We start from the raw sequence: 22,954 nt of genomic DNA on the forward strand, positions 1-22,954 counted from the left end.
AGCCGGATGCCGCAACTGGGGCGGTGGCGCTCAGCCCGTCACGCGCACCGCACGCGCGAGCGAGGCAGCCACGGCATCGACGTCACCGCTCACGAGACCGACAGTGACGCGGATGAGGGGGCGAGCGGTGCGGTCTGAGAGGAAAAAGGGCGACCCCGCCGCCACACCGACGCCGGCCGCAGCGAGATGAAGGAGCGCCGCGCGCTCGTCCGCGACGTCCCAGGAGACGTTGAGGCCGTCACCGGCAACGGCTGAGACTCCGTGGCGGCGCAGTGCGCCGGCCAGCTCCCGCTGACGAGTCCGGTAGCTCTCGCGGGCGCGAACCACAGCCTCGATCGATACGGGGTCTGACAAGAGATCGAAGAGTACGGCCTGGATGGTACGTGAGGTCCATCCCGGCCCCAGCAGCCTGCGCGCCACGACGCGGTCGACGATGCGCGATGGGCCTCCGAGCGCGGCGATGCGCAGATCGGGACCGTGGGATTTCGAGAAGCTGCGTACGTGCACGACCTGCTCTGGCAGCCACCGGGCGAGCGTCACCTCGGGCGCTGCGGCTACGAGCCCGGAATGGTCGTCCTCGATGATGACGAACCGCGCTCCGTTTCGCGAGGCGCGTACCAATCGCGCAAGCTCAGCCGCGCGCTCGGGGCTCGTCGACACACCCGTGGGGTTGTGTGCGCGCGGCTGCAGAAGCACCGCGGTCGGCCTCGTCGCAAGCGCACGCGCGAAGCTACTCGGCGCGATCCCCTCGGCGTCGAGTTCTACGGGGATCGGCTGCGCCCCCAGGTGCTCGATGAGGTCGAAGAAGTACGGGAAGCCGGGGTTTTCGACCACCACGCGGTCTCCGAAGCGCACGACCTGTTCGAGCGCACGACCGACGCCGTCCAGGGCACCGTCGACGACAGTGATCGCCTCCGCATCGCTCGGCCACACCCGGCGGAGCAACGTCTCCAGTTCGGGTAGCACGGGCGACTCGTGGTATCGACCGGTGTGAGCGCGCGGCGACACCCGCGAGAAGGCACGCGCGAGGTCGGGGAGCAGGTCGGCATCCGGAGTCCCTCCCGAGAGGTCGAGCCGCGGCGATCCCGGATGCTGGGCAAGGCCCTGCACGCGCGGCGACATCCACTCCTGCCGTTCCTCGCGCACGAACGATCCTGCCCGCCCACGCGAGACGATCAGCCCGGCCTGCGAGAGCGCCTTCCATGCAGCGCTCACTGTCGCAGGGCTCACACCGAGCCGTCCCGCGACCTCGCGCACGGTCGGCAGTCGCTCACCGGCGGCCAGATCTCCGGCCGTGATCAGGCGGGCAAGCTCTGCCGCGATAGCGCGCGGCGTGGGATCGGTGAAGTGCGCACGATCGATCACCGTGGTCATCGCCCACCCAATCTCGATCACACCAACATTTACGGTCGCGACACGGGACGAAACCGAAGGGAAATGTTCACGCCGAACAATAACAGACACGCCACGGCGCTTCGTGGCCCCTTCGACCGGACGGAGAGTGCACGAGATGACGACGGTGAGAGCGGCCATCACGCAGACGACGTGGACCGGCGACAAGGCATCCATGCTCGACAGGCACGAGCAATTCGCGAGGGATGCCGCCGCCGACGGCGCGCAGGTGGTGTGCTTCCAGGAGCTCTTCTACGGGCCCTACTTCGGCATCACACAGGACAAGAAGTACTACCGCTATGCCGAGCCGGTCGACGGCCCGATCGTGGAGCGCTTCGCCGCGGTAGCGAAGGAGCTCGGCACTGTGATGGTGCTGCCGATCTACGAGGAGGCGCAGACCGGGGTCTACTACAACACGGCGGTTCTCGTGGATGCCGACGGCACCGTGCTGGGGACGTATCGCAAGAACCACATCCCCCACGTCGAGAAGTTCTGGGAGAAGTTCTACTTCCGTCCGGGCAACCTCGGCTACCCCGTCTTCGACTCGGCGGTCGGAAAGGTCGGCATGTACATCTGCTACGACCGCCATTTCCCGGAGGGGTGGCGCGAGCTCGGCCTGAACGGCGCGCACATGGTCTTCAACCCCAATGCGACCAAGCCGGGCCTGTCCAACCGCCTGTGGGAGGTCGAGGGGCCGTGCGCGGCTGTTGCCAACGGCTACTTCGTCCTCCAGCCCAATCGCGTCGGCCGCGAGGACAACGAGTACGGCGACGAGGCTGTCAGCTTCTACGGCACGAGCCAGGTGATCGACCCGCGCGGCAATTTCGTCGGGGCGCTGGGCTCGAGCGAGCACGAGGAGGTCCTCATTCGCGACCTGAACCTCGACATGGTGCAGGAGATGCGCGACGACTGGCAGTTCTACCGCGACCGTCGCCCCGACAGCTACGAAGGGATCTCCGCACCGTGAGCACGACACTGATCACCGGCGGCACCGTCGTCTCCGCCACCGGGCGGGCTCCGGCCGATGTCCTCGTCGACGGCGAGAAGATCGTCGCCGTCCTCGCGCCCGGCTCGGAACTGCTCGGCACGAACCTGGCGGCATCCGTCGACACTGTCGTCGATGCGAGCGCCAAGTACGTCATCCCCGGCGGCATCGACGCCCACACGCACATGCAGCTGCCTTTCGGGGGCACGTTCGCGAGCGACACGTTCGAAACCGGCACGCGCGCGGCAGCGTGGGGCGGTACGACGACCATCGTCGACTTCGCCGTGCAGACGTACGGCACGAAAGTGCCCGACGGCCTTGCGAAGTGGCACGAGTTGGCAGCGGGAAACTGCGCGATCGACTACGGGTTCCACCAGATCGTCGGCGGCATCGACGACGAATCGCTCGCGTTCTTGCCGACCCTCGTTGACGAAGGCATCACGAGCTACAAGCTGTTCATGGCCTACCCCGGCGTCTTCTACTCGGACGATGCCCAGATCCTGAAAGCGATGCAGGTCGCCGCCGACACGGGGCTGCTCACGATGATGCACGCCGAGAACGGCCCCGTCATCGACGTGCTCGCCCAGCAACTCGTCGATGCCGGCAAGACCTCACCCTTCTTCCACGGCAAGGCCCGCGTTTGGCAGGCCGAAGAAGAGGCCACCCACCGCGCGATCATGCTCTCGAACATCACCGGGGCGCCGTTGTACGTCGTGCACGTCTCGGCGAAACAGGCTGTCGCGCAGCTCGCGGCCGCTCGCGACAACGGATTCAACGTATTCGGCGAGACCTGCCCGCAGTATCTCTACCTGTCGCTGGAAGAGCAGTTGGGCGCCTCGAGCGAGCAGTGGGGCCAGTTCGAGGGCGCCAAGTGGGTGTGCTCGACGCCGCTGCGCTCGCGCGCCGAGGGCCACCAGGACCACATGTGGCAGGCCCTGCGCACCAACGATCTGCAGATGGTCTCCACCGACCACTGCCCGTTCTGCATGAAGGATCAGAAGACCCTGGGCCTGGAGGACTTCCGTAAGATCCCCAACGGCATCGGCTCAGTCGAGCACCGGATGGATCTCATGTACCAGGGCGTCGTCACCGGCGAGATCACCCTGGAGCGGTGGGTCGAACTCACGAGCACCACCCCGGCGCGCATGTTCGGCATGTACGGCAAGAAGGGTGTCATCCAGCCCGGGGCGGATGCCGACATCGTCGTCTACGATCCGAACGGTCACACCTCCATCGGCCTCCCGGTCGACGACCTGGGTCATAGCACCGGCAAGTCCCACCACATGAACATGGACCACTCCGCCTGGGAGGGGTTCGAGATCGACGGGCACGTCGACACCGTGATCTCCAAGGGCAAGGTGATCGTCGACGCAGGCCAGTACCTCGGACGCAAGGGCGACGGCAGCTTCGTCAAGCGCGGCCTGAGCCAGTACCTGGTGTGAGGCGATGACGATGGACTTCGGTGTCGTCCTGCAGACGAATCCTCCCGCGTCGCGCGTGATCCAGCTGTCGAAGCTGGCCGAAGCGCACGGTTTCAGCCACGTCTGGACCTTCGACTCCCACCTGCTGTGGGAGGAACCGTACGTGATCTACTCAGCGATCCTCGCCGAGACCCGCAAGGTCGTCGTCGGCCCGTTCGTGACGAACCCCGCGACACGGGACTGGACGGTCACGGCATCCGTGTTCGCGACCTTGAACGAGATGTACGGAAACCGCACGATCTGCGGCATCGGGCGCGGCGACTCGGCGGTGCGGGTCACCAACGGCAAGCCGTCGACGCTGGCCGAACTGCGGGAGTCCATCCACGTGATCCGGGAGCTCGCGAACTCTCGAGCCGTCGAGTACAAGGGATCGACGCTGCAGTTCCCGTGGAGCCAGGGGTCCGAGCTGAACGTCTGGGTCGCAGCGTACGGGCCGCTCGCGCTGAAGCTCACGGGCGAAGTGGCCGACGGATTCATCCTGCAGCTGGCGGACCTCGACATCGCGGCCTGGATGATCAAGACGGTCAAGGATGCCGCAGCGGCAGCCGGCCGCGACCCCGAGTCGATCGACTTCTGCGTCGCGGCCCCCATGTACATCGGCGAGGACTGGGAGCACATGCGCGACCAGTGCCGGTGGTTCGGGGGGATGGTCGGCAATCACGTCGCCGACATCGTCGCGAAGTACGGCACCGACGGCAGCGTGCCGCGTGCTCTCACCGACTACATCGCGGGACGCACCGGGTACGACTACAACTCCCACGGCAAGAGCGACAACGACCACGTGGACTTCGTTCCCGACGAGATCGTCGACCGATTCTGCGTCCTCGGCACCGCCGAAGAGCACATCGCCAAGCTCGGGGCGCTACGGGAGCTCGGCGTCACGCAGTTCGCGGGGTACCTGCAGCACGACAACAAGGAGGAGACCCTCCGCGTCTACGGCGAGACCGTGATCCCGGCCCTGCGCGAGAAGGTCACGGCCAAGTCGTGAGGCGTGACGGCGAGTGAAGCGGCTGCAGACATGAGCCGGAGGGCGACGGGACTGGGCTGGGGCATCCTCGGCGTGCTCGCGATCGTGCTGCTCTGGGAGGCCTACAAGTTCCTGGGGCCCGCGGAGGGTGTCGTGATCGGCGCCGTCGAGGGTCAGACGGGCTCGAGGGTCATGATCCTGCCCCGCACCCACGACCGTGCGATGCCGCACGTGTGGGACATGCTCGCGCGACTGTTCGAGCCGACCAGCGGGGGGGAAACCCCGCCGCTGATCGCGACAGTCGCGATCGCGGCCGTCACGACGCTGGGAATCGCCGCCGTCGGGTGGGTGCTCGGCGTCATCGTCGGCGGCGCACTGGCACTCGTGATGCAGCGCTGGCAGCTGCTGGAGTGGGGGCTGCTGCCCTGGATCGTCGTAAGCCAGACGGTCCCGCTCATCGCCTTCGCCCCGGTCATCAACGCGATCGGCAACCAGATCGACCGCGGCGGGACGAGCTGGCCGCAATGGCTGTCGGTCGCCGTCATCGCGTCGTATCTCGCGTTCTTCCCCGTCGCTGTCGGCGCTCTGCGCGGACTCGAAGCCCCCGACCGGATCCACGTCGACCTCATGCGCACCTACGCCGTCGGGTACTGGTCGACGCTGCGCCACCTGCGGCTGCCCGCCGCCGTACCCCACCTGCTGCCCGCGCTGCGCCTGGCGGCAGCGAACGCCGTGCTCGGTGTCGTCGTCGCAGAGGTCTCGATCGGGATGCGCGGCGGAATCGGGCGGATGCTGATCCAACTCGCCGGCCAGGGATCCAGCGATCCGGCCGCCCCGTGGGGACCCATCTTCGGCTCGATCGTGCTGGGTCTGATCGCCGCCGGGTCCGTCGCGCTGATCGGGGTCGGACTCCACCGCTACCGACGAGGAGAGGCCACCGCATGACCCCTCAGACACCGACCGCGCCGACCGCGACCGCCGCCGTGCACGCACGCGACGTGGGCAAGTTCTTCCCGACGAAGGCGGGCGATGTCACGGCGCTGACGGGCGTCGATCTCGAAGTCGCGGCCGGCGAGTTCGTCTCGCTGATCGGGCCCTCGGGATGCGGAAAGTCGACGCTGCTGCGCCTGATCGCCGATCTCGATTCGGCCACGAGCGGGGATCTGCAGATCTTCGGCAAACCCGCGGCGCGCGCCCGGGTCGACCAGGACTACGGCATCGCGTTCCAGCAGGCGGGACTGCTGCCGTGGCGCACTGTGGCCGCGAACATCGCCCTGCCGCTCGAGCTTCACGGCACCGCCAAGCCGGAACGCGCCGCGCGGGTCGCGGAGCTCGCCGAACTCGTGGGGTTGTCGGATTTCACCGAACGCTATCCCGACCAGTTGTCGGGCGGGATGCAACAGCGTGTCGCAATCGCGCGCGCCCTCGCGACCCGTCCGCGCCTGCTGCTGATGGACGAGCCGTTCGGGGCGCTCGATGAGATGACCCGCGAGTACCTGCAGTCCGAGCTGACCCGCATCGCCGCCGAGACCGGCGCCGCGGTGGTGTTCGTGACGCACTCGATCCCCGAGGCGGTGTTCCTGTCTGACCGTGTCGTCGTGATGAGCCCGCGACCGGGCCGCATCACCGAAGTCGTCACGGTGGGACTCGGCGACGCGCGTGACGACGACCTGCGCGAGTCCCCCGCCTATTTCGAGCGGGTCACGGCTGTACGCGAAGCGTTGCACGGCTCGAAGATCGAGAGGGCGAACGAACGATGAGCCTGCGCGAACCCACCGCTCCCGCGCTGCCGTCGTGGGTGCGCACCGCCGCTCCCGTCGGGGTCGGCATCCTCGGGCTCGTGGCCTGGGTGCTGTACGTGGACGTCGCAGCCGCCGCGCCCCGGATGCTGCCGAGTCCGATCGCGATCGCGCAGGAGTTCGTGCTGCGGTGGAACATCATCGCCGAGGGGATGGCCGTCACCGCGACCAACGCCTTCGTGGGGCTCATCGCGGGATCGCTCATCGCCATCGCGCTGGCCGCGCTCGCCGCGGCGATCCGGCCGATCGACGGGATGCTGGCCCCCCTCGTCGCGGCGCTCGCGGTGATTCCGATCGTCGCGATCACGCCGGTGTTGAACACGATGTTCGGGGCGTCCAGCCAGTTCGGGAGGCAGGCGGTTGCAGGTCTTGCCGCGTTCATCCCGGTGTTCGTCAACGTGTTGCGGGGCCTGCGGCAGAGCCGGCCCGTGCACCGCGACCTGTTCCGCGCGTCGGCTGCCACGTCGGCGCAGACTTTCCGACTGCTGACCCTGCCGACGGCCCTGCCCTACCTCATGACGGGTCTGCGGATCGCAAGTTCGCTGGCGGTCATCGCGGCCCTCGTCGCGGAGTACTTCGGCGGGCCCGCTGACGGCATCGGCACCGCGATCGCGACGTACGCCAAGTCGGGGCGGGCCGCGCTCGCCTGGGCCTTCGTCCTCGGCGGAATCATCATCGGCCTCTTCTTCTTCCTGGTCACCTCGCTGCTCGAGCGGCTGGCGACCCGAAGGATGCCGGTCTAACCGGCATCGAGCACCACCCGTACCACCGAGAGAGCACCCCACAGATGAAGGGAACACCGTGAGACACAGCACCAGACGCGGCCTCGTGGCCGCATCCACCCTCACCGTCGCCGCACTCGCACTGGCGGCGTGCGCGGGATCATCCGAACCCGCAACGACCGAAGACAGCGGCGAGTTCGAGCCGCTCACGTCCGTGAGTTTGCAGCTGCAATGGCTGCCGCAAGCACAGTTCGCGGGCTACTACGTCGCCCTCGACCAGGGCTACTTCGCCGAAGAGGGCTTCGACGATGTCGAGATCGTCCCCTCGGGCGGTGACATCGTGCCGCAGGACGCGCTGATCGCCGGCGACGTGGACTTCGCGATCGCCTGGGTCCCGAAGGTGCTCGGCAGCCTCGAGGCGACCGGCGCGGAACTCACCGACATCGCGCAGGTCTACCAGGAATCGGGGACGACCCAGGTGTCGTGGGCCGACTCGGGGATCGAGAGCGTCGCCGACTTCGAGGGCAAGCGGATCGGCTCGTGGGGCTTCGGCAACGAGTGGGAGATCTTCGCGGCGATGGCCGCCGAGGACCTCGACTCCACGACGGTGTCGATCACGACGCAGGACTTCAGCATGAACGCGCTGCTGGACGGAGACGTCGACGCCGCCCAAGCGATGACCTACAACGAACTCGCGCAGGTGCTCGAGACCGTCAACCCCGAGACCGGTGAGCTCTACACTCTCGAGGACCTCAACGTCATTTCGTACGAAGAGACCGAGGGCGCGATGTTGCAGGACGCGATCTGGGCCGACACCGAGCGCCTGGCCTCCGACCCGGCATACGCCGATGCGGCGGTGCGGTTCCTGAAGGCCATCGCCAAGGGCTGGATCTACGCCCGCGACAATCCCGTCGAGGCAGCCGCCATCACCTACGACTACGCGATCAACGCCGAAGCTGCCTTCCCGGTGGGACCCGTGCACCAGGAGTGGATGATGAACGAGGTCAACAAGCTCATCTGGAACGGTTCGGAGTTCGGCGTGATGGACCCGGCAGCCTGGGACAAGACTGTCGCCGGGGCCCTGTCGGCTGTCAACCAGGACGGACTGAACCTCATCACGGCCGAGCCGCCGGCGTCGGCGTACTCGAACGAGTACATCGAGCAGGCGCTCGCGGAACTCGTCGAGGAGGGCTACGACGTCTCGGCGACGTACACCCCGATCGAGGTCACCCTCACCGAGGGCGGCCAGTAACTCCCGCGCCGGGTCGGTCGGCATCGCCGGCCGACCCGGCATCACCCCCCACGAAGCAGGGCTCATGACCACCGACAGCGAAGCATTTGATCTCGATCGTGCGCACGTGTTCCACTCGTGGTCGGCGCAGGCGGCGCTGTCACCGCTCGTGTTCGCGGGCGGCTCCGGCACCGAGCTCTGGGACGAGTCGGGTAAGCGATACCTCGACTTCTCGAGCCAGCTCGTGAATGTGAACATCGGACACCAGCATCCGGCGGTCACGTCGGCGATCGCGGCACAGGCCGATGTGCTGACGACCATCGCGCCGACCGCTGCGAACCTGGCGCGCGGTCGTGCCGCGCAGCGCATCGTGGCGCACGCACCGGATGGCTTCGAGAAGGTCTTCTTCACCAACGGTGGGGCCGACGCGAACGAGAACGCGATCCGAATGGCACGCCTGGTCACGGGACGCGACAAAGTGCTCTCGACGTACCGCTCGTATCACGGCAATACCGGGGCGGCGATCGTGTCGACCGGCGACTGGCGACGGATGCCGAACGAGTTCGCTCGCGGCCACGTGCACTTCTTCGGCCCATACCTGTACCGCAGCGAGTTCTGGGCCGACAGCGTCGAGCAGGAGTGCGAACGCGCCCTCCACCATCTCCGGCGCGTGATCGAAGCCGAAGGTCCGTCGACGATCGCGGCGATCCTGCTCGAGTCGATCCCCGGAACCGCCGGGGTCCTCCTGCCCCCGCCCGGTTATCTCGCGGGGGTGCGGGAACTGGCCGACGAGTTCGACATCCTGCTGATCCTCGACGAGGTGATGGCCGGGTTCGGGCGAACGGGTCGCTGGTTCGCCTTCGAGGGCCACGAAGTCGTGCCCGATCTGATCACCTTCGCGAAGGGCGTCAACTCTGGCTACGTCCCGATCGGCGGCGTACTGATCAGCGCCCCCATCGCTCACGCGTTCGACGATCGCGTGTTTCCCGGTGGCCTCACCTACAGCGGCCACCCGTTGGCGGCCGCGTCGATCGTCGCCACGATCGACGCCATGGAATCGGAGGGCATCGTCGAGAACGCGCGGCGCATCGGCTCGGACGTGCTCGCCCCCGCGCTCACCGACCTCGCCGAACGCCATCCCGTGGTCGGGGAAGTGCGCGGCGAGGGTGTGTTCTGGGCCCTCGAGCTCGTCGCTGACCGCGACACCCGCGACCCGCTGCGCGCGGGCGAGATCGCGCGGGCGAAGTCCGAGATGCTCGCCCGCGGCCTGCTCCCATTCACCGTCGACAACCGCATCCATGTCGTGCCGCCGTGCACCGTCAGCGCTGACGAGGTCGCGCGCGCCGTCGAGATCTACGACGACGTGCTCGCCCTGTTGGATGCCGCTCTCTGACCCCCTCCGGCGCGGCCGAGACCGCCCGCCTCACGAAAGGCACTCCGATGTCCGATCTTCCCGTCCTCGATCACTGGGTCGGCGGCGCCGCCTGGCCCGGCACCTCGACCCGTACGGCACCGGTGTACGACCCGGCGCGCGGCGAAGCGCAGCGCGAGGTGCGCCTGGCCGGAGCCGACGACGTCGCCGCCGCCGTCGCGTCCGCGACCGCCGCGGCACCCGCCTGGCGTGACGCGAGCCTCGCCAAGCGGCAGGGCGTCATGTTCGCCTTTCGCGAGATCCTGAACGCCCGCAAGGAGGAGCTGGCCCGCATCCTCACGTCGGAGCACGGCAAGGTGCTCGCCGACGCTCACGGCGAGATCGCCCGGGGCCTGGAGGTCGTCGAGTTCGCCTGCGCCGCACCGCACCTGCTCAAGGGTGAGTACTCCGAGAGCGTGTCGACGGGCGTCGATGTGTACACTCTGCGCCAACCCCTCGGGGTGGTCGGTGTGATCAGTCCCTTCAACTTCCCCGCCATGGTTCCCTTGTGGTTCTTGCCGATCGCCCTGGCCGCCGGCAACGCGGTCGTCCTCAAGCCCAGCGAGAAGGACCCCTCGGCGGCGAACTGGATCGCAGAGCGCTACGCCGAGGCGGGGCTGCCGGCGGGAGTGCTCTCGGTCGTGCACGGCGACAAGGAGGCCGTCGACGCGATCCTCGAGCACCCCGACATCGCGTCGGTGTCGTTCGTCGGCTCGACCCCCATCGCGAAGTACATCTACGAGACCGCGAGCGCGCACGGCAAGCGCGTGCAGGCTCTGGGCGGAGCGAAGAACCACATGCTGGTGCTGCCGGATGCCGACCTCGACCTCGCGGCCGACTCGGCGGTCAATGCCGGTTTCGGTTCGGCGGGCGAGCGGTGCATGGCGGTGTCCGTCGTGCTCGCGGTCGACTCGATCGCGGACACCCTCGTCGACAAGATCGCCGAACGCATGGCGACGCTGCGCACCGGTGACGGTCTGCGCGGGTGCGACATGGGCCCGCTCATCACGGCGGCGCACCGCGACAAGGTGGCCTCGTACATCGGGGTCGCCCGCGACGACGGTGCGACGGTCGTGGTCGACGGCGCGGGTGTCGAGGTCGACGGCGAACCCGGGGGGTTCTGGCTCGGTCCCACCCTGCTCGACGCCGTGCCGACCTCGTCTGCCGCGTATCGCGACGAGATCTTCGGGCCGGTCCTGTCGGTCGTGCGCGTCGGCGCGTACGACGAGGCGATCGAGATCATCAACGCGAGCCCGTACGGCAACGGCACCGCGATCTTCACGAACGACGGCGGCGCAGCGCGACGGTTCCAACGCGAGGTGAGCGTCGGAATGGTCGGCATCAACGTGCCCATCCCGGTGCCGGTCGCGTACCACTCGTTCGGCGGATGGAAGGCGTCGCTGTTCGGCGACGCGAAGGCGTACGGACCGCAGGCCTTCTCGTTCTTCACGCGAGAGAAGGCTGTCACGTCTCGCTGGCTCGACCCCTCGCACGGCGGCGTCAACCTGGGGTTCCCGCAGAACACGTGACCCGCAGCTGCCGCGCGTCAGGTGCGGGCAGCGGGCGCGACCGGCCTGTTCTCGTAGAACGTCTGGAGCACGACGGTCGTTCGCGTGCTCACATTGGCTGCCGCGCGAACCTCTCGCAACAGCGACTCGAGGTGCCGCGGAGTGGCGACCCGCACCAGCAGGAGGTAGCTCGCCGCTCCCGCAACCGAATGGCACGCCTCGATCTCCTCGAGGTGGGCGAGCAGCTCGGGGGCCGTGTCGGGCTGAGCCGGGTCGAGGGGGGTGATCTCGACGAACGCGGCGAGGGGCTTCCCGACCGCCTCGGGATCAACGACGACCCGGTAGCCCGTGATGATCCCGCGGCTCTCCAGTCGGCGCACCCGCGCTTGCACCGCCGACACCGACAGACCGACTGCCGCTGACAGGTCGGCGAGAGTCGCACGCGCATCCACCGATAGCGCGCGCAGGATGCGGGCATCGGTGTCGTCATCGAGCCGAGGGAGCAGCGTTTCCGGAACCATGCGAACGAGCCTATCGACCGCAACGGCCGAAAGCCGGAAATATTCCTGCCCAAACGCATTAGGAACGGAGAAAATCTAGAATCGCGACGACCCTACGTTCGGAGGCCTCATGTCGACCCTGTCGTCCCCCGCACCCCTCACTCCCCTCGCGCCCGCCGAGATCGCCGCCTCGGTCGAGGTGTCCGCGGCCTGGCTTGCGTTGAAGTCCGCAGCCGAGGCGCTGCACCCGCTGCAGGCTGCCGACGGCTCGATTCCGGATGCCGCGCATCACGCCGCCGCCCGCGAGCACGTCGGGGCGATCATGCGCGCCGTCGAGGAGCTGGCACCCGCATTCCCGCACGATAGCGACTACCTCAACGCCCTCACCCGGGACTTCAACCGCTGGGTCGAGAGCGGATTCGGCATCCCGGACTTCCTCGACTCGCTCGTGGAGTTCCAACCGCAGCGGCAGCGTGTCGACGGCATCCGTCACCTCGTCGTCTTCCCGATGTACACGCAGAACGGGTCGAGGCAGCGCCACGTCGAAGCCGTGCTGGTCGAGGCCATCTGGCCAGAATTCGTCGCCGAGCTCGAGAGCACCGACTACGGCAATGCCCTCTTCGTCTCGCTGCGCCTGATCGATTTCACGTCGGGCTACGACACGAACTCTGCTGTGCTCTTTCCCGAGACCGTGGCGATGCGCGAGATCCCGACCTTCACGTGGGGAGGGATCTTCCAGGACCGCGAGGCTGCCCGCTACCGCCGGGTCGTCCGCGCGGCGGCCGAGATCACGAAGCTCGACCTTCCCGCCGACGCGGCTCGAATGCTGGATGACGCCGCCCTCGCCGAGCGCACGTTCGTGATGTGGGATCTCATCCACGACCGCACCCACATGCGGGGCGATCTGCCCTTCGACCCGTTCATGATCAAACAGCGGATGCCGTACTTCCTGTACGCCCTCGAAGAGCTGCGCTGCGACCTCACGGCGTTCCGCGAGAGCGTGCGGATCCACGAGCGGCTGCAGGCTCGGCTCGAGGGCGGAGAGCCGCTGAGCGGGACCGAGGAGGAAACACTCGAACACGCGCGACTGGTCCAGTACGCCGTCGTGTTCGACCGCATCTTCCGCTTCGCGATCACGGGCTCCCGGGTGCGCAATTACGACGGGCTGGGCGGGCAGTTGCTGTTCGCCTGGCTGCATCAGCGCGGCGTGCTCAACTGGACCGATACCGCCCTGTCGATCGACTGGGACGCCGTCCCTGCCGCCGTCGTTGCGCTCGCCGACAGCATCGACGAGTTGTACTGGGCATCGATCGACCGCCCCAAGCCCGTGCACTGGCTGGCGGCCTACGACCTCATCCGCCACACGCTGCCGCCCCACCCCGCCTCGCGCTGGAACCGGGGACTCCCCGACGACGTGCTCGCTGGCCCCCTCTCGGGCTACACGGATGCCGTGCTCGACGACGAGTTCCCGCTGTCGATGTTCTACGAAGCACTGGAGAAGAAGATGCGCCCGGTGATCGCCTCGACGGCCGGCATCCGGGCTGGCGACGCATGACGGCCTCGCGAGTGCACGCCTGCGCGAACCGTAGGCTGAGACGGTGACCAGCACCCCCGTCCACGCCCGCGGCTTCGCCTCCGACAACTATTCAGGCATCCATCCCGAGGTGCTCGCAGCGATCGCCGCCGCGAACGTCGATCACGAGCCCGCGTATGGCGCCGATTCGGTGACCGAACGGCTCCACGGTGTGTTCGCTGGTCACTTCGGCAAGCCCGTCGAGGTGTTCCCGGTCTTCAACGGCACGGGCGCGAACGTCACGGCACTGCAGTCGATGCTGCCCCGGTGGGGGGCGGTGATCGCGGCATCCACGGCACACGTCAACAGCGACGAAGGGGGCGCGCCCGAGAAGGTCGGCGGCATCAAGCTCCTGACGATCCCGACTCCCGACGGCAAGCTGACGCCCGAGCTGATCGACACCGAGGCGTGGGGGTGGGGTGATGAACACCGCGCTCAGCCGCTGGTTGTCGCCATCACGCAGTCGAGCGAACTCGGCACGCTCTATACGCCGGCCGAGATCCGGGCGATCGCGGACCACGTCCACGAGCGCGGAATGCTCCTCTACATGGACGGCGCTCGGATCTCGAATGCCGCCGCGGCCCTGGGCCTCCCCCTGCATGCCTTCACGACGGATGCGGGTGTCGATGTGGTCAGCGTCGGCGGCACCAAGAACGGGGCGCTTGCCGCTGAAGCGATCGTGGTGCTCAACGAGTCGGCATCCGTGGGGCTGCACTACCTGCGCAAGATGAACATGCAGCTGGCCTCGAAGATGCGGTTCGTCTCAGCCCAGCTCGTCGCGCTGTACGAGGGCGACCTGTTCCTGCGTAACGCACGCCATGCCAACGCGATGGCAGCGCGGCTGCGGCGTGGGCTCGAGGAAGCGATCGCCGCGGGCACCATCACCGGGGTCGGCTTCACACAGCAGACGCAGGCCAACGGCATCTTCGCCACCCTGCCGCCGGGAGCTGCCGAGCGCGTGCGCGAGAGCTTCCGGTTCTACGACTGGGATGCCTCGGTCGGCGAGGTTCGGTGGGTGTGCAGCTTCGACACCACCGAGTCCGACATCGACGCCCTGATCGAGGCGATCGCCCGCGCGACAAACGCCTGAGGCACCTCGCGCGGGCTCCCTCAACCCAGATTGAGCTCGACGGTCGCGAAGGAGTGCGCCGGGAGCCGCACCGAGAGCATGCCGTCCTCGATCCGCGTCTCCAGCGACACCGGCGCCACCCGATCGGGTGCACTCGGGTCGTTGAAGTCCGACGCGCTCTCGGCGGTGAGTACCCGGGCACGGACAACGGTGGCAGCACGACCGCGCAGGTCGATGCGGACATCGAGGTCGTCGTGTGCCGAGAGGTGCGTCAACGACACCAGGGCGGTCTCGTCCTTGACGGATGCCGAGAGCGACAACAACGGTAGGTCCTCATCCCCCACCGTCTCGCTCGGCACCTCGAGGACGTGAGCGCCCAGCTGCAACGCATCCTGGTGACCCTTGTTCATCTCGAACACGTGGTAGGTGGGTGTCAGCACGAGGCTCTCGCCGTCGGTGAGGATCATGGCCTGCAGCACGTTGACGGCCTGGGCGATGTTGGCCATCGTCAACCGACGCGCGTGCCGGTGGAAGATATCGAAGTGCAAGCCTGCCACCAGAGCATCGCGCACGGTGTTCTGCTGGAAGAGGAATCCGGGGTTCGTGCCCTTCTCGACGTTCCACCACGTGCCCCACTCATCACAGACGAGGTCGATGCGCCCGCGCGGGTCGTAGGCGTCCATCAGCGCGACGTGGGACGCGAGGATCCGCTCGATGCCTGCCGCGTACGCCATGGTCCGGTAGTACTGATCGTCGGTGAAGCCCGCCGCATCCTCGGTGTTGATGCCCGTTCCGGAGTGCGTGTAGTAGTGGAACGAAATCGCCTGGTAGACGGGGTTGTCGTCCTTCGTGCAGCCGAGGCAGTTCACCGCCTCCATGAGGGCGCGGGTCCAGCGCAGGTCGCCCTCGTTGGCACCGGCGGCGATGCGGGTCAGCTCGTTGCCCCCGTGGTTGCGGCAGAAGGTGGCGTAGCGACGGGCCTCTTGCGCATAGTGCTCCGGCGACATGTTGCCACCGCATCCCCACGCCTCATTGCCAAGGCCCCAGAACGGCACCCTCCAGGGCTCATCGCGACCGTTCTCACGCCGCAACCGCGCCATCGGGCTGTCATCGTCGCGGGTGAGGTATTCGACCCACTCGCTCATCTCCTGAACGGTTCCGCTACCGAGGTTCCCGTTCACGTAGGGGTCGGCGCCGAGCATGTCGCACAGGTCCATGAACTCGTGCGTGCCGAAGTGGTTGTTCTCGATGACATCGCCCCAGTGGGTGTTGGCCATGCGGGGGCGCTGATCGCGGGGACCGATGCCGTCCCGCCAGTGGTATTCGTCGGCAAAGCACCCGCCTGGCCAGCGCAGGTTCGGGATGTTCACGGCGCGCAGGGCCTCGACGATGTCGAGACGGATGCCGCGCTCGTTGGGGATCGGCGAGTCCTCACCGACCCAGAACCCGTCGTAGATGCAGCGGCCGAGGTGCTCGGCGAAGTGGCCGTAGAGGTGACGGTTGATCCGGGAGCCGGTGACGTCGAGGTCGACGACGGCACGTGCGGTTTCGGTCATGGGCTCATCTCCAGTCGGATGCAGGGGTCAGCGGAACCAGCTCCGGTCGCTGGACCGTGGTTGTGAGGGTGAAAGGCGCGTTTTCGCGGGCAGAGCGCAGCAGCCCCGTCATGATCTCGAGCACGTGGAGGGCGAGGGCTCCGCTGGCGCGGTCCGCCCCGGTTCGAACATGATCGATGAGTCCGATGCCCCGCCCGGCGCCGCCGTAGCCGGCTGACGGGGCGACGGTCTGCCACTCCGGCGCGCCCAGCAGTTGCACCTGCACGTCGCCCTCGAACATGTTCGGGTCGGGAACTGTGATCGAGCCGCTCTCGCCATGGACCTCGATGGGCGTGGCGTGCGTGGCCACGCTGTCGAAACTGAACACCACGGTCGAGATCGCGCCACCGGTGTGCCGCAGCGTGCCCGTGACATACGTGTCGACCTCCACCGGGATCTCCTCCCCCGCGCGAGGGCCCGACGCGATGGTTCGCGTGTCGCGACTGCGCGACGATGCGCCGCTGACGCTCTCGACGGGCCCGAGGAGGTGGACGAGCGAGGTCAGATAGTACGGGCCCATGTCCATGAGGGGCCCCCCGCCCTCGCGATAGTAGAAGTCGGGGTTCGGGTGCCAGAACTCGTGCCCCGGAGCTACCCAGGTGGCTGTCGCCGCGAGCGGCGCACCGATCCGCCCCGAATCGACGACCTCGCGGGCGGTCTGGATGCCGGTTCCGAGCACCGTGTCGGGTGCACCACCCACCCACGCCTGGTCGCGCGCGGCGAGCATGGCCTGGGCCTGCGCGAACGTTGCCGCGAGCGGCTTTTCGCCGTAGACGTTCTTGCCGCCGGCAAGAGCCGCAAGCGCGATCTCGGCATGCGCGGCGGGGATCGTGAGGTTCAGCACGGTGTCGACGGCAGGGTCCGCCATCAGCTCGGCAACGCTCAGGGCGCGGCATCCGGGGATCGTCGCAGCGACCTCCTGAGCGCGAGCCTCATCGAGGTCGGCTACCGCGACGATCGCGATGTCGCTGAGCCCGACGAGGGTCTCGCGGTACTGCGCGAAGATGACCCCGAGTCCGACTACTCCGACGCCGTGCGTGCTGCCCACAGCAGCCCCCTCTCGATGATCGTGCGGACGTTGGTGTCCTCGAGGACATCCAGGCTGTGGCCGGGCGTCGCGACGAAGACACGTCCAGCTCCCCACAACCGGGTCCAGATCGCGGGAGATGTGATCGGGCGATGCCAGGGGTGGTAGGGCTGGGTCGGATGCGTCGTGGTCGCCAGCACGTCGTTGAGATCGTCGTGGAGCACCCAGTACTGCTCGGTGGTGAGCTCGAAGTCAGCGATTCCCGCCGTGATCTCGTGCTCGCGTCCGAGGTCTGTCATCTCGATGGTGTACGGCAGATAGTTATCGCTCTGGTCGCCCGTGCACAGGTCCGGACTCTTCGACGGATGCGTCGCGAACTGCCCGCCGATCAACTGCAGGTAATCCGAACTGTTCCGATACGAATCCGCGATCCCCCCGTGCCAGCCGGCCAACCCCAGACCGCCCCTCACGGCCGCCCGCAGTCCCGCCAGGGCATCCTGCGAGATCTCTGACATCGTGAAGCACTGCAGCACGAGGTCCGTTGCTCGCATGGTCGCCTCGTCGGCATAGATCTCGGGCGAGTCCTCGACCCGCACCGAAAATCCACTGGACTCCAGGAACGGGATGAACAGGTCGGTGGCTTCGACGGGTCGGTGCCCCTCCCACCCGCCGCGGACGACGAGAGCTTGTCTGGTGGTCATGATGGTGCTCCTTCCACGGCTGTCATGATGCTGCCCCGTGCCGCGCTGTCTTCCACGGCAGCGAGCACACGCTGCACCTGCGCAGCCTCAGCGAACGAGGGCGATGCCGGCGCCCCGCTGGTGATCGCGCGCACGAGGTCGACGATCTGGTGCGTGAAGCCGTGTTCGTATCCAAGCCCGTGGCCCGCGGGCCACCAGGCTGCCGCGTACGGATGCTGCGGCTCCGTGACCTGGATGCGACGGAAGCCCTGCTCGCCTGCCGGATCGGTGGCGTCATAGAACTCGAGCTCGTTCATGCGCTCGAAGTCGAAGGAGATCGATCCGCGCGATCCGTTGATCTCGATGCGGTTGGCGTTGCGCCTGCCGGTCGCCATGCGAGTTGCCTCGAACACGCCCAGCGCGCCGCCGGCGAAGGTGGCGGTGAACGCGGCGGCGTCGTCGACTGTCACGTCGCGTCGGGCCGCGCCGTCGACGGCTCGCCCGCCGAGTCCGACCTGCTCCGTGAGTTCGGGGCGGTCGGTCACGAACGTTCGCGTGATCGCTGACACGGCAGTGATCCGCTCGCCGGTGAGCCACTGGGCGGTGTCGATGCTGTGCGCACCGATGTCGCCCAGGGTTCCCGAGCCGGCACGGTGCCTGTCCAGTCGCCAGGTGAACGGAGCGTCGGGCTCGCTCAGCCAGTCCTGCAGATACTGTGCCCGGACGTGCCGGATCTCACCCAGCCGCCCGGCTGTGATCAGTTCTCTGGCCAGCGACAGCGCCGGCGTGCGGCGATAACTGAATCCGCACATCGCAACGAGGTCGGGAGCTTCAGCTGCGGCCTCGACCATGCGGTCGGCATCGGTGACGCTATTGGCGAGCGGCTTCTCGCACAACACGTGCTTTCCGGCGGCGAGCGCCGCAAGCGTGATCTCCGCGTGCGTGTCACCTGGCGTGCAGATGTCGACGACGTCGATGTCTGATCGCGCCACAACCTCCCGCCAGTCGGTCGACGCTGCGAGCGCCCCGAAGTCGCGGGCGGCATCGGAAGCGCGTTCCGCGTCACGCCCGACAAGAACGGCGAGCTCGGGGACGGCATCCATTCTGAAGAAGCGGTGGGCGGTGCGCCACGCGTGGGCGTGCATCTTGCCCATGAAGCCGGTGCCGACGATGGCGACCCGCAGGACGGGTGAACTGGATATCCCCATCGACATCGCCCTTCTCTCGCGATCCGCGCACCAGGATGCCACTCGCCGTCGCGCGCTTCCTCACTTTTGCGCAAAAATCGGAGCGTGAGCTCTCTTGCCCAAATCGCCGCCGAGAGCGGGGTCAGCGTCTCAACAGCGTCCCGCGCGCTGCGGGGCAAGGGCGAGATGTCAGCGCAGACGCGGGCGCGCGTGCTTGCCGCGGCACAGCGGCACGGGTATTCGAACACCGGCGTTCGCAGAGGACGCCCGCGAACGGGAACCTCGCGTCTGTTCGACCTGGTGCTGGGGGCTTTCCACGACCCCTACGCGGACGAAGTGACAGCCGGCGCGCACCTGGCCGCAGCGCGCCATCGATTCGACCTCGTCCTCACGGCAGAGCGGGATACCCCAGACGACGACTGGCCCCTGCGGATCCGGGGTCGCGGGTCGGCGGGGGTCGTCCTCGGCCTCATCCTGCCCACCGCCGCGCAGCTCGCGGTGCTGCGCGACGCGGGTATCCCGATCGTGCTGATGGATCCGCGCGCGGAGGCGGGGATCTCGCTAACCAGTGTGCGCACGACCGACAGAGCCGGCGCAGCTGCGGCCGCAGAGCACCTGCTCGACGCCGGAGCCGAGCAGTTCATCGTCATGGATGCCGCACCGTCATACCGCTTCGGACGTGCACGCGTGGACGGCTTCGAGACCACGGTGCGTTCCCGGCATCCGACCGCCACCATTCACCGGATCCGCGCGGACTGGAGCTCCCCGGGCGCCTGGCGCGCAAGCCTTCCCGCGCTGCGCGAGGCCGCGGCATCCGGGCCGATCGGCGTCTTCGCGATCTCGGACGAGATGGCCATCGGGGTGTATCGCGCCGCCGCCGACCTCGGCATGCGGGTGGGACAGGACGTTCTCGTGGTCGGGTTCGATGACGTGCGGGGAGCGAAGTGGGTTCAGCCCGCCCTGACGACGGTTCGCCAGCCGATTCGTGAGATGGCGGCGGCCGCTATCGATGAACTCGTCGCCATCGCCCACGGCGCCGACCCACAAGCGCGCATCATCGAATTGCCGACGACCCTGGTGGTACGCGGCTCGACCGGCACCTCAGGCGCCGGCCCCGAGACGCTCAGCCGCGAAAGTCCTCGGGATCGACCTCGTCGAGAAAGCGTTTGAACTCGTCGACTGACACTTCAGCGTCATCCTCGTCGAGCATGTCGGGCATGCCGGCTTCCTCGAGAACCGCGTCTGCCACCCAGATCGCGGCCCCCGTTCGCGACGCCAACGCGATCGCATCCGATGGTCGCGCGTCGATGACAAGAACCTGGTCGCCGTGGACGATGGTGATCTCGGCATAGAACGTGCCGTCCGTGATCCGGGTCACCTCGACGCGCGTCACCTGGGCGTGCAACTGCTTCAGCATCACCGACATGAGGTCGTGAGCAAGCGGTCGCGGTGTCACCGCGTGTTCGACGGCGACGAGGATGGATGTCGCCTCCTGGGCACCGATCCAGATGGGAACGATCGACCCGGTCCCGGGAGCATCACCCAGCGGTTTGAGCAGGATGACGTGCTGTGCCATCGAGTCCATCGCCACCCCGGCGACGCGTACCTGGACCATGCCGAACCTCCCTCACGGGCTCCGGCCAGACTACGCGTGCTCGGCGGCACCGTCTCCGGTCGGCGCGATGTCGGCACCCGCGGCGGCGTCGCGGTACTCGGATGGCTCCCACTCGGATGACGGGGGCTGCGCGCTCACACCGTCCGGACGGATCATCTCCTTGACCTCGGCCATGAAGCTCGTGAGCTGGTGCTGCTGCCAGCGCAGCTGCCGGGTGCGATCCTCCGCGTCGCGGAGCACCGTGTCGGCCTGGGTCGTCACGGCGTCGATGATGCGCTGCGCCTTCTCCCGCGCCCGGTCGAGCTGCTCGGCGGCACGCATCCGTGCGTCTGCCTCGATCTGCTGCGCCTGTGAACGCATGAGCTTGTCGAAGTCGTCAGCCTTCGCGGTGATCCGCTGCGCATGCTCGAGCGCCGCAGCCACCTGCGCGTTCGCGTCGGTCGTGATGCGCTCGGCGTGCGCGACCGCCTGATTGTGCAGCACCAGGAACTCCTGCTGCGCGTCATCCTGACGGCGGGTCAGCGACTCCTCGAACTCAGCAGCCCGCATCCGCAGCTCGCGCACCGCCTCTTCAGCGGCGGCCCGCGACTGCTCGGTCTCCCGCGCGACAGCGGCGCGAGTGGTAGCCGCAGCCTTCTCCGCCTCGGTACGGATCGCTGCCGCCTCCTGCTCGGCCTGGACGACAGCATCCGCCGACGCTGCGGCCTCACGCTCGAGGCGAGCAGTGTGAGCGGTCAGCTCCGTCTGCATCCGCAGCCGGACCTGCTCGGCCTCGCTGTTCGCCCGCGCGATGATCTGCGCGGCATCGGCCTCGGCCTCGGCGCGACGACTGTCGCCTTCGGCGCTTGCAGCCTGGAGCAGTTTGTCGGCCTGGTTCGTGGCGTTGTGGATGATGGTGCTCGCCTGCTCTTCGGCGACCCGCAGCACCTCTTCGAAATGACGCCGGTTCGGCGAGGCTGCCGAACCGTCGGCGAGTTCCTCGGTGAGCGCAGCGATGCGACTCTCGGCTTCTGCCAGTTGGGCGCGGACGGCGGTGAGATCCCCCTCGAGGCGGGCAACGCGTTCTGCGGCGGCGTCGGCGCGCGCGGCGCTCTCGGCGGCGCGCTGTGATTCAGTCGCAAGGTTCGCCGTGAGCCGCGAGACCGCGGCATCCACGTCGTCGCGGTCGTAGCCACGGAAGACAGTGGCAAATCCGGTGCCGCCCGTCGAGAACCTGGAATCCGGCGCAGCATTCATGAGCTCATCGAACGGAGTCGACAGCGATGCGTCGGTGTGAGCAGATGGGGCGTTGTCGGGCATCCGGTCCTCCGGGACGTGCGGGATCAATCTCCCCCGAGCGCACACACCGTACCGCGCCCAGATGACGATCAGGTAGCGGGATGCTTGGGATCGGCCGTGCGTCGCAGCACGCCCCGACGAGCCCAGTGCCGCGCAACGTACTCGACAGCCTCGTCGACCGCGAAGGAGCGCGTGGAATTGCCCACCCGAACCCACAGTTCCGTCGAGGATCCGTCCTTCGCCTGCGTCACGAAAACGGGTCGTGGCGAGGGCGGACAAACGATCGCGCAGACCATCTCCCCGTTCGGCGCCGTGGGAAACCTCACGATCGGCAACGCCGCCGCGTTGCGCCCCAGGAGCGTGGAGAGCATGTCGCGCAACCACAGCTCGAAGCGGTCGGCATCGGGAGTGCGAAGGGTCGCGAGATCGCGGCCAAGCCCCAGAGCCTCGCCATCGTCGCTGGCGCCCACGACCAGAGTTCCGCCGCCACTGTTGAGGAAGGCGGCGACGGTCTTTGCGACCACCTGCTCCATCCGCGCGTCCTTCTTGTTCTCCCGCACGTTCCACCGCGCCGTCTCTTTGAACTCGACGCGATCGGATTCTCCGGCAGCCAGCAGCGCGCCGATGTCGACCTTGCCGGGGTCACGCCGCAGACCGACGAACAGCCCCGAAACGGCGAAAGTGACCAGGATGCTGGAACCGAACGCGATCAGCAGGGTCAAGGGCGTCCACAGGCGGGCGTCCACGACGAACCATCCCGCGATGAAGAGCCCGATCGCGGTCCCTACCACGGAGGTGAGGATCATCACCGGGAGCGACAGGGGGAGGCGCTCTCGGAACAGCCGCCGCATTGCGAGCGCGATGAGGTACGAGATCCCTAGAGCGATCGGGAGTCCGACGGCGAACTCGACGAGCTGGACGTTGGTGGGCATCG

21 protein-coding genes are annotated in these 22,954 nt (G+C 67.9%); 12 read left to right on the plus strand and 9 right to left on the minus strand.

Features of this window, described 5'->3' with window-relative positions; all coding sequences use genetic code 11:
• Positions 1 to 30 precede the first annotated feature (30 nt).
• Positions 31 to 1,395 carry an aminotransferase class I/II-fold pyridoxal phosphate-dependent enzyme gene (locus LL236_RS03205; protein ID WP_228177350.1) on the minus strand — a complete coding sequence of 455 codons (1,365 nt, stop codon included), beginning with the start codon at positions 1,393 to 1,395 and terminating at the stop codon, positions 31 to 33.
• 115 nt (positions 1,396 to 1,510) lie between these two features.
• Here LL236_RS03205 and LL236_RS03210 point away from each other — a divergent pair, with 115 nt between their 5' ends.
• The 9 genes from LL236_RS03210 to LL236_RS03250 all read left to right on the plus strand — a co-directional run bounded on the left by LL236_RS03210 (position 1,511) and on the right by LL236_RS03250 (position 11,517).
• On the plus strand, positions 1,511 to 2,359 hold the full coding sequence (locus tag LL236_RS03210) for a nitrilase-related carbon-nitrogen hydrolase (protein ID WP_228177351.1): 849 nt from the start codon (positions 1,511 to 1,513) through the stop codon (positions 2,357 to 2,359).
• Positions 2,356 to 3,819 carry a dihydropyrimidinase gene (gene hydA, locus LL236_RS03215; RefSeq protein WP_228177352.1) on the plus strand — a complete coding sequence of 488 codons (1,464 nt, stop codon included), beginning with the start codon at positions 2,356 to 2,358 and terminating at the stop codon, positions 3,817 to 3,819. The genes LL236_RS03210 and hydA overlap by 4 nt, the downstream gene beginning before the upstream one ends.
• Positions 3,820 to 3,829: 10 nt before the next feature.
• Positions 3,830 to 4,846, plus strand: a complete 1,017-nt coding sequence (locus LL236_RS03220) for a TIGR03842 family LLM class F420-dependent oxidoreductase (protein WP_228177509.1) — start codon at positions 3,830 to 3,832, stop codon at positions 4,844 to 4,846.
• Between the two features lie 30 nt (positions 4,847 to 4,876).
• The gene (locus LL236_RS03225) at positions 4,877 to 5,770 is read left to right on the plus strand and encodes an ABC transporter permease (RefSeq protein ID WP_228177353.1); all 894 of its coding nucleotides are present in this window, start codon (positions 4,877 to 4,879) and stop codon (positions 5,768 to 5,770) included.
• Positions 5,767 to 6,585 carry an ABC transporter ATP-binding protein gene (locus LL236_RS03230; protein ID WP_228177354.1) on the plus strand — a complete coding sequence of 273 codons (819 nt, stop codon included), beginning with the start codon at positions 5,767 to 5,769 and terminating at the stop codon, positions 6,583 to 6,585. The genes LL236_RS03225 and LL236_RS03230 overlap by 4 nt, the downstream gene beginning before the upstream one ends.
• A complete protein-coding gene (locus LL236_RS03235; RefSeq protein WP_228177355.1) occupies positions 6,582 to 7,367 on the plus strand; it encodes an ABC transporter permease in 786 nt (261 codons plus the stop codon). Before LL236_RS03230 ends, LL236_RS03235 begins: the two co-directional genes overlap by 4 nt.
• Before the next feature lie 58 nt (positions 7,368 to 7,425).
• Positions 7,426 to 8,598, plus strand: coding sequence for an ABC transporter substrate-binding protein (locus tag LL236_RS03240; protein ID WP_228177356.1), 1,173 nt, complete (start codon positions 7,426 to 7,428; stop codon positions 8,596 to 8,598).
• 64 nt (positions 8,599 to 8,662) lie between these two features.
• On the plus strand, positions 8,663 to 9,970 hold the full coding sequence (locus LL236_RS03245; RefSeq protein WP_228177357.1) for an aspartate aminotransferase family protein: 1,308 nt from the start codon (positions 8,663 to 8,665) through the stop codon (positions 9,968 to 9,970).
• A gap of 47 nt (positions 9,971 to 10,017) precedes the next feature.
• On the plus strand, positions 10,018 to 11,517 hold the full coding sequence (locus tag LL236_RS03250; RefSeq protein WP_228177358.1) for a CoA-acylating methylmalonate-semialdehyde dehydrogenase: 1,500 nt from the start codon (positions 10,018 to 10,020) through the stop codon (positions 11,515 to 11,517).
• A 17-nt stretch (positions 11,518 to 11,534) separates the two neighbouring features.
• On the opposite strand, the gene LL236_RS03255 is transcribed toward LL236_RS03250, so the two are convergent.
• Positions 11,535 to 12,017, minus strand: coding sequence for an Lrp/AsnC family transcriptional regulator (locus tag LL236_RS03255; protein ID WP_228177359.1), 483 nt, complete (start codon positions 12,015 to 12,017; stop codon positions 11,535 to 11,537).
• 109 nt (positions 12,018 to 12,126) lie between these two features.
• Here LL236_RS03255 and LL236_RS03260 point away from each other — a divergent pair, with 109 nt between their 5' ends.
• Together LL236_RS03260 and LL236_RS03265 are read left to right on the plus strand one after the other, a co-directional pair.
• On the plus strand, positions 12,127 to 13,551 hold the full coding sequence (locus tag LL236_RS03260) for a DUF6421 family protein (RefSeq protein ID WP_228177360.1): 1,425 nt from the start codon (positions 12,127 to 12,129) through the stop codon (positions 13,549 to 13,551).
• Positions 13,552 to 13,594: 43 nt separating this feature from the next.
• A complete protein-coding gene (locus LL236_RS03265) occupies positions 13,595 to 14,659 on the plus strand; it encodes a threonine aldolase family protein (protein WP_228177361.1) in 1,065 nt (354 codons plus the stop codon).
• 20 nt (positions 14,660 to 14,679) lie between these two features.
• Here the strand turns inward: LL236_RS03265 and LL236_RS03270 are convergent, their stop codons facing one another.
• Genes LL236_RS03270 through LL236_RS03285 form a run of 4 tightly spaced genes read right to left on the minus strand, consistent with a single transcriptional unit; the run spans position 14,680 to position 19,148 of the window.
• Positions 14,680 to 16,194 (minus strand): alpha-N-arabinofuranosidase, encoded by a 1,515-nt coding sequence (locus tag LL236_RS03270; RefSeq protein ID WP_228177362.1) that lies wholly within the window; start codon positions 16,192 to 16,194, stop codon positions 14,680 to 14,682.
• A 4-nt stretch (positions 16,195 to 16,198) separates the two neighbouring features.
• Entirely contained in the window at positions 16,199 to 17,281 is a 1,083-nt protein-coding gene (locus tag LL236_RS03275; RefSeq protein ID WP_228177363.1) for a Gfo/Idh/MocA family protein, read from the minus strand.
• On the minus strand, positions 17,254 to 17,961 hold the full coding sequence (locus tag LL236_RS03280) for a ThuA domain-containing protein (RefSeq protein ID WP_228177364.1): 708 nt from the start codon (positions 17,959 to 17,961) through the stop codon (positions 17,254 to 17,256). Before LL236_RS03280 ends, LL236_RS03275 begins: the two co-directional genes overlap by 28 nt.
• Positions 17,958 to 19,148 (minus strand): Gfo/Idh/MocA family protein, encoded by a 1,191-nt coding sequence (locus tag LL236_RS03285; RefSeq protein ID WP_374197999.1) that lies wholly within the window; start codon positions 19,146 to 19,148, stop codon positions 17,958 to 17,960. Before LL236_RS03285 ends, LL236_RS03280 begins: the two co-directional genes overlap by 4 nt.
• Positions 19,149 to 19,232: 84 nt before the next feature.
• Here LL236_RS03285 and LL236_RS03290 point away from each other — a divergent pair, with 84 nt between their 5' ends.
• Positions 19,233 to 20,297, plus strand: coding sequence for a LacI family DNA-binding transcriptional regulator (locus tag LL236_RS03290; RefSeq protein WP_228177366.1), 1,065 nt, complete (start codon positions 19,233 to 19,235; stop codon positions 20,295 to 20,297).
• Here the strand turns inward: LL236_RS03290 and LL236_RS03295 are convergent.
• The 3 genes from LL236_RS03295 to LL236_RS03305 form a co-directional block, all read right to left on the minus strand.
• Positions 20,251 to 20,742, minus strand: a complete 492-nt coding sequence (locus LL236_RS03295; RefSeq protein ID WP_228177367.1) for a bifunctional nuclease family protein — start codon at positions 20,740 to 20,742, stop codon at positions 20,251 to 20,253. The genes LL236_RS03290 and LL236_RS03295 overlap by 47 nt on opposite strands.
• Before the next feature lie 30 nt (positions 20,743 to 20,772).
• Positions 20,773 to 22,041 (minus strand): cell division initiation protein, encoded by a 1,269-nt coding sequence (locus LL236_RS03300; RefSeq protein WP_228177368.1) that lies wholly within the window; start codon positions 22,039 to 22,041, stop codon positions 20,773 to 20,775.
• A 68-nt stretch (positions 22,042 to 22,109) separates the two neighbouring features.
• The gene (locus tag LL236_RS03305; protein WP_228177369.1) at positions 22,110 to 22,952 is read right to left on the minus strand and encodes an AlbA family DNA-binding domain-containing protein; all 843 of its coding nucleotides are present in this window, start codon (positions 22,950 to 22,952) and stop codon (positions 22,110 to 22,112) included.
• Positions 22,953 to 22,954: the final 2 nt, after the last annotated feature.

The sequence above is a fragment of the Microbacterium schleiferi genome, from assembly GCF_020781975.1.
Classification (GTDB): domain Bacteria; phylum Actinomycetota; class Actinomycetes; order Actinomycetales; family Microbacteriaceae; genus Microbacterium.

What these genes read in the sequence shown, in the direction of transcription:
- LL236_RS03210 (WP_228177351.1), top strand. Translation starts at nt 1,511, where the DNA reads ATGACGACGGTGAGAGCGGCCATCACGCAGACGACGTGGACCGGCGAC.
- LL236_RS03220 (WP_228177509.1), top strand. Translation starts at nt 3,830, where the DNA reads ATGGACTTCGGTGTCGTCCTGCAGACGAATCCTCCCGCGTCGCGCGTG.
- LL236_RS03225 (WP_228177353.1), top strand. Translation starts at nt 4,877, where the DNA reads ATGAGCCGGAGGGCGACGGGACTGGGCTGGGGCATCCTCGGCGTGCTC.
- LL236_RS03230 (WP_228177354.1), top strand. Translation starts at nt 5,767, where the DNA reads ATGACCCCTCAGACACCGACCGCGCCGACCGCGACCGCCGCCGTGCAC.
- LL236_RS03235 (WP_228177355.1), top strand. Translation starts at nt 6,582, where the DNA reads ATGAGCCTGCGCGAACCCACCGCTCCCGCGCTGCCGTCGTGGGTGCGC.
- LL236_RS03245 (WP_228177357.1), top strand. Translation starts at nt 8,663, where the DNA reads ATGACCACCGACAGCGAAGCATTTGATCTCGATCGTGCGCACGTGTTC.
- LL236_RS03250 (WP_228177358.1), top strand. Translation starts at nt 10,018, where the DNA reads ATGTCCGATCTTCCCGTCCTCGATCACTGGGTCGGCGGCGCCGCCTGG.
- LL236_RS03255 (WP_228177359.1), bottom strand. Translation starts at nt 12,017, where the DNA reads ATGGTTCCGGAAACGCTGCTCCCTCGGCTCGATGACGACACCGATGCC.
- LL236_RS03260 (WP_228177360.1), top strand. Translation starts at nt 12,127, where the DNA reads ATGTCGACCCTGTCGTCCCCCGCACCCCTCACTCCCCTCGCGCCCGCC.
- LL236_RS03270 (WP_228177362.1), bottom strand. Translation starts at nt 16,194, where the DNA reads ATGACCGAAACCGCACGTGCCGTCGTCGACCTCGACGTCACCGGCTCC.
- LL236_RS03280 (WP_228177364.1), bottom strand. Translation starts at nt 17,961, where the DNA reads ATGACCACCAGACAAGCTCTCGTCGTCCGCGGCGGGTGGGAGGGGCAC.
- LL236_RS03285 (WP_374197999.1), bottom strand. Translation starts at nt 19,148, where the DNA reads ATGGGGATATCCAGTTCACCCGTCCTGCGGGTCGCCATCGTCGGCACC.
- LL236_RS03295 (WP_228177367.1), bottom strand. Translation starts at nt 20,742, where the DNA reads ATGGTCCAGGTACGCGTCGCCGGGGTGGCGATGGACTCGATGGCACAG.
- LL236_RS03300 (WP_228177368.1), bottom strand. Translation starts at nt 22,041, where the DNA reads ATGCCCGACAACGCCCCATCTGCTCACACCGACGCATCGCTGTCGACT.
- LL236_RS03305 (WP_228177369.1), bottom strand. Translation starts at nt 22,952, where the DNA reads ATGCCCACCAACGTCCAGCTCGTCGAGTTCGCCGTCGGACTCCCGATC.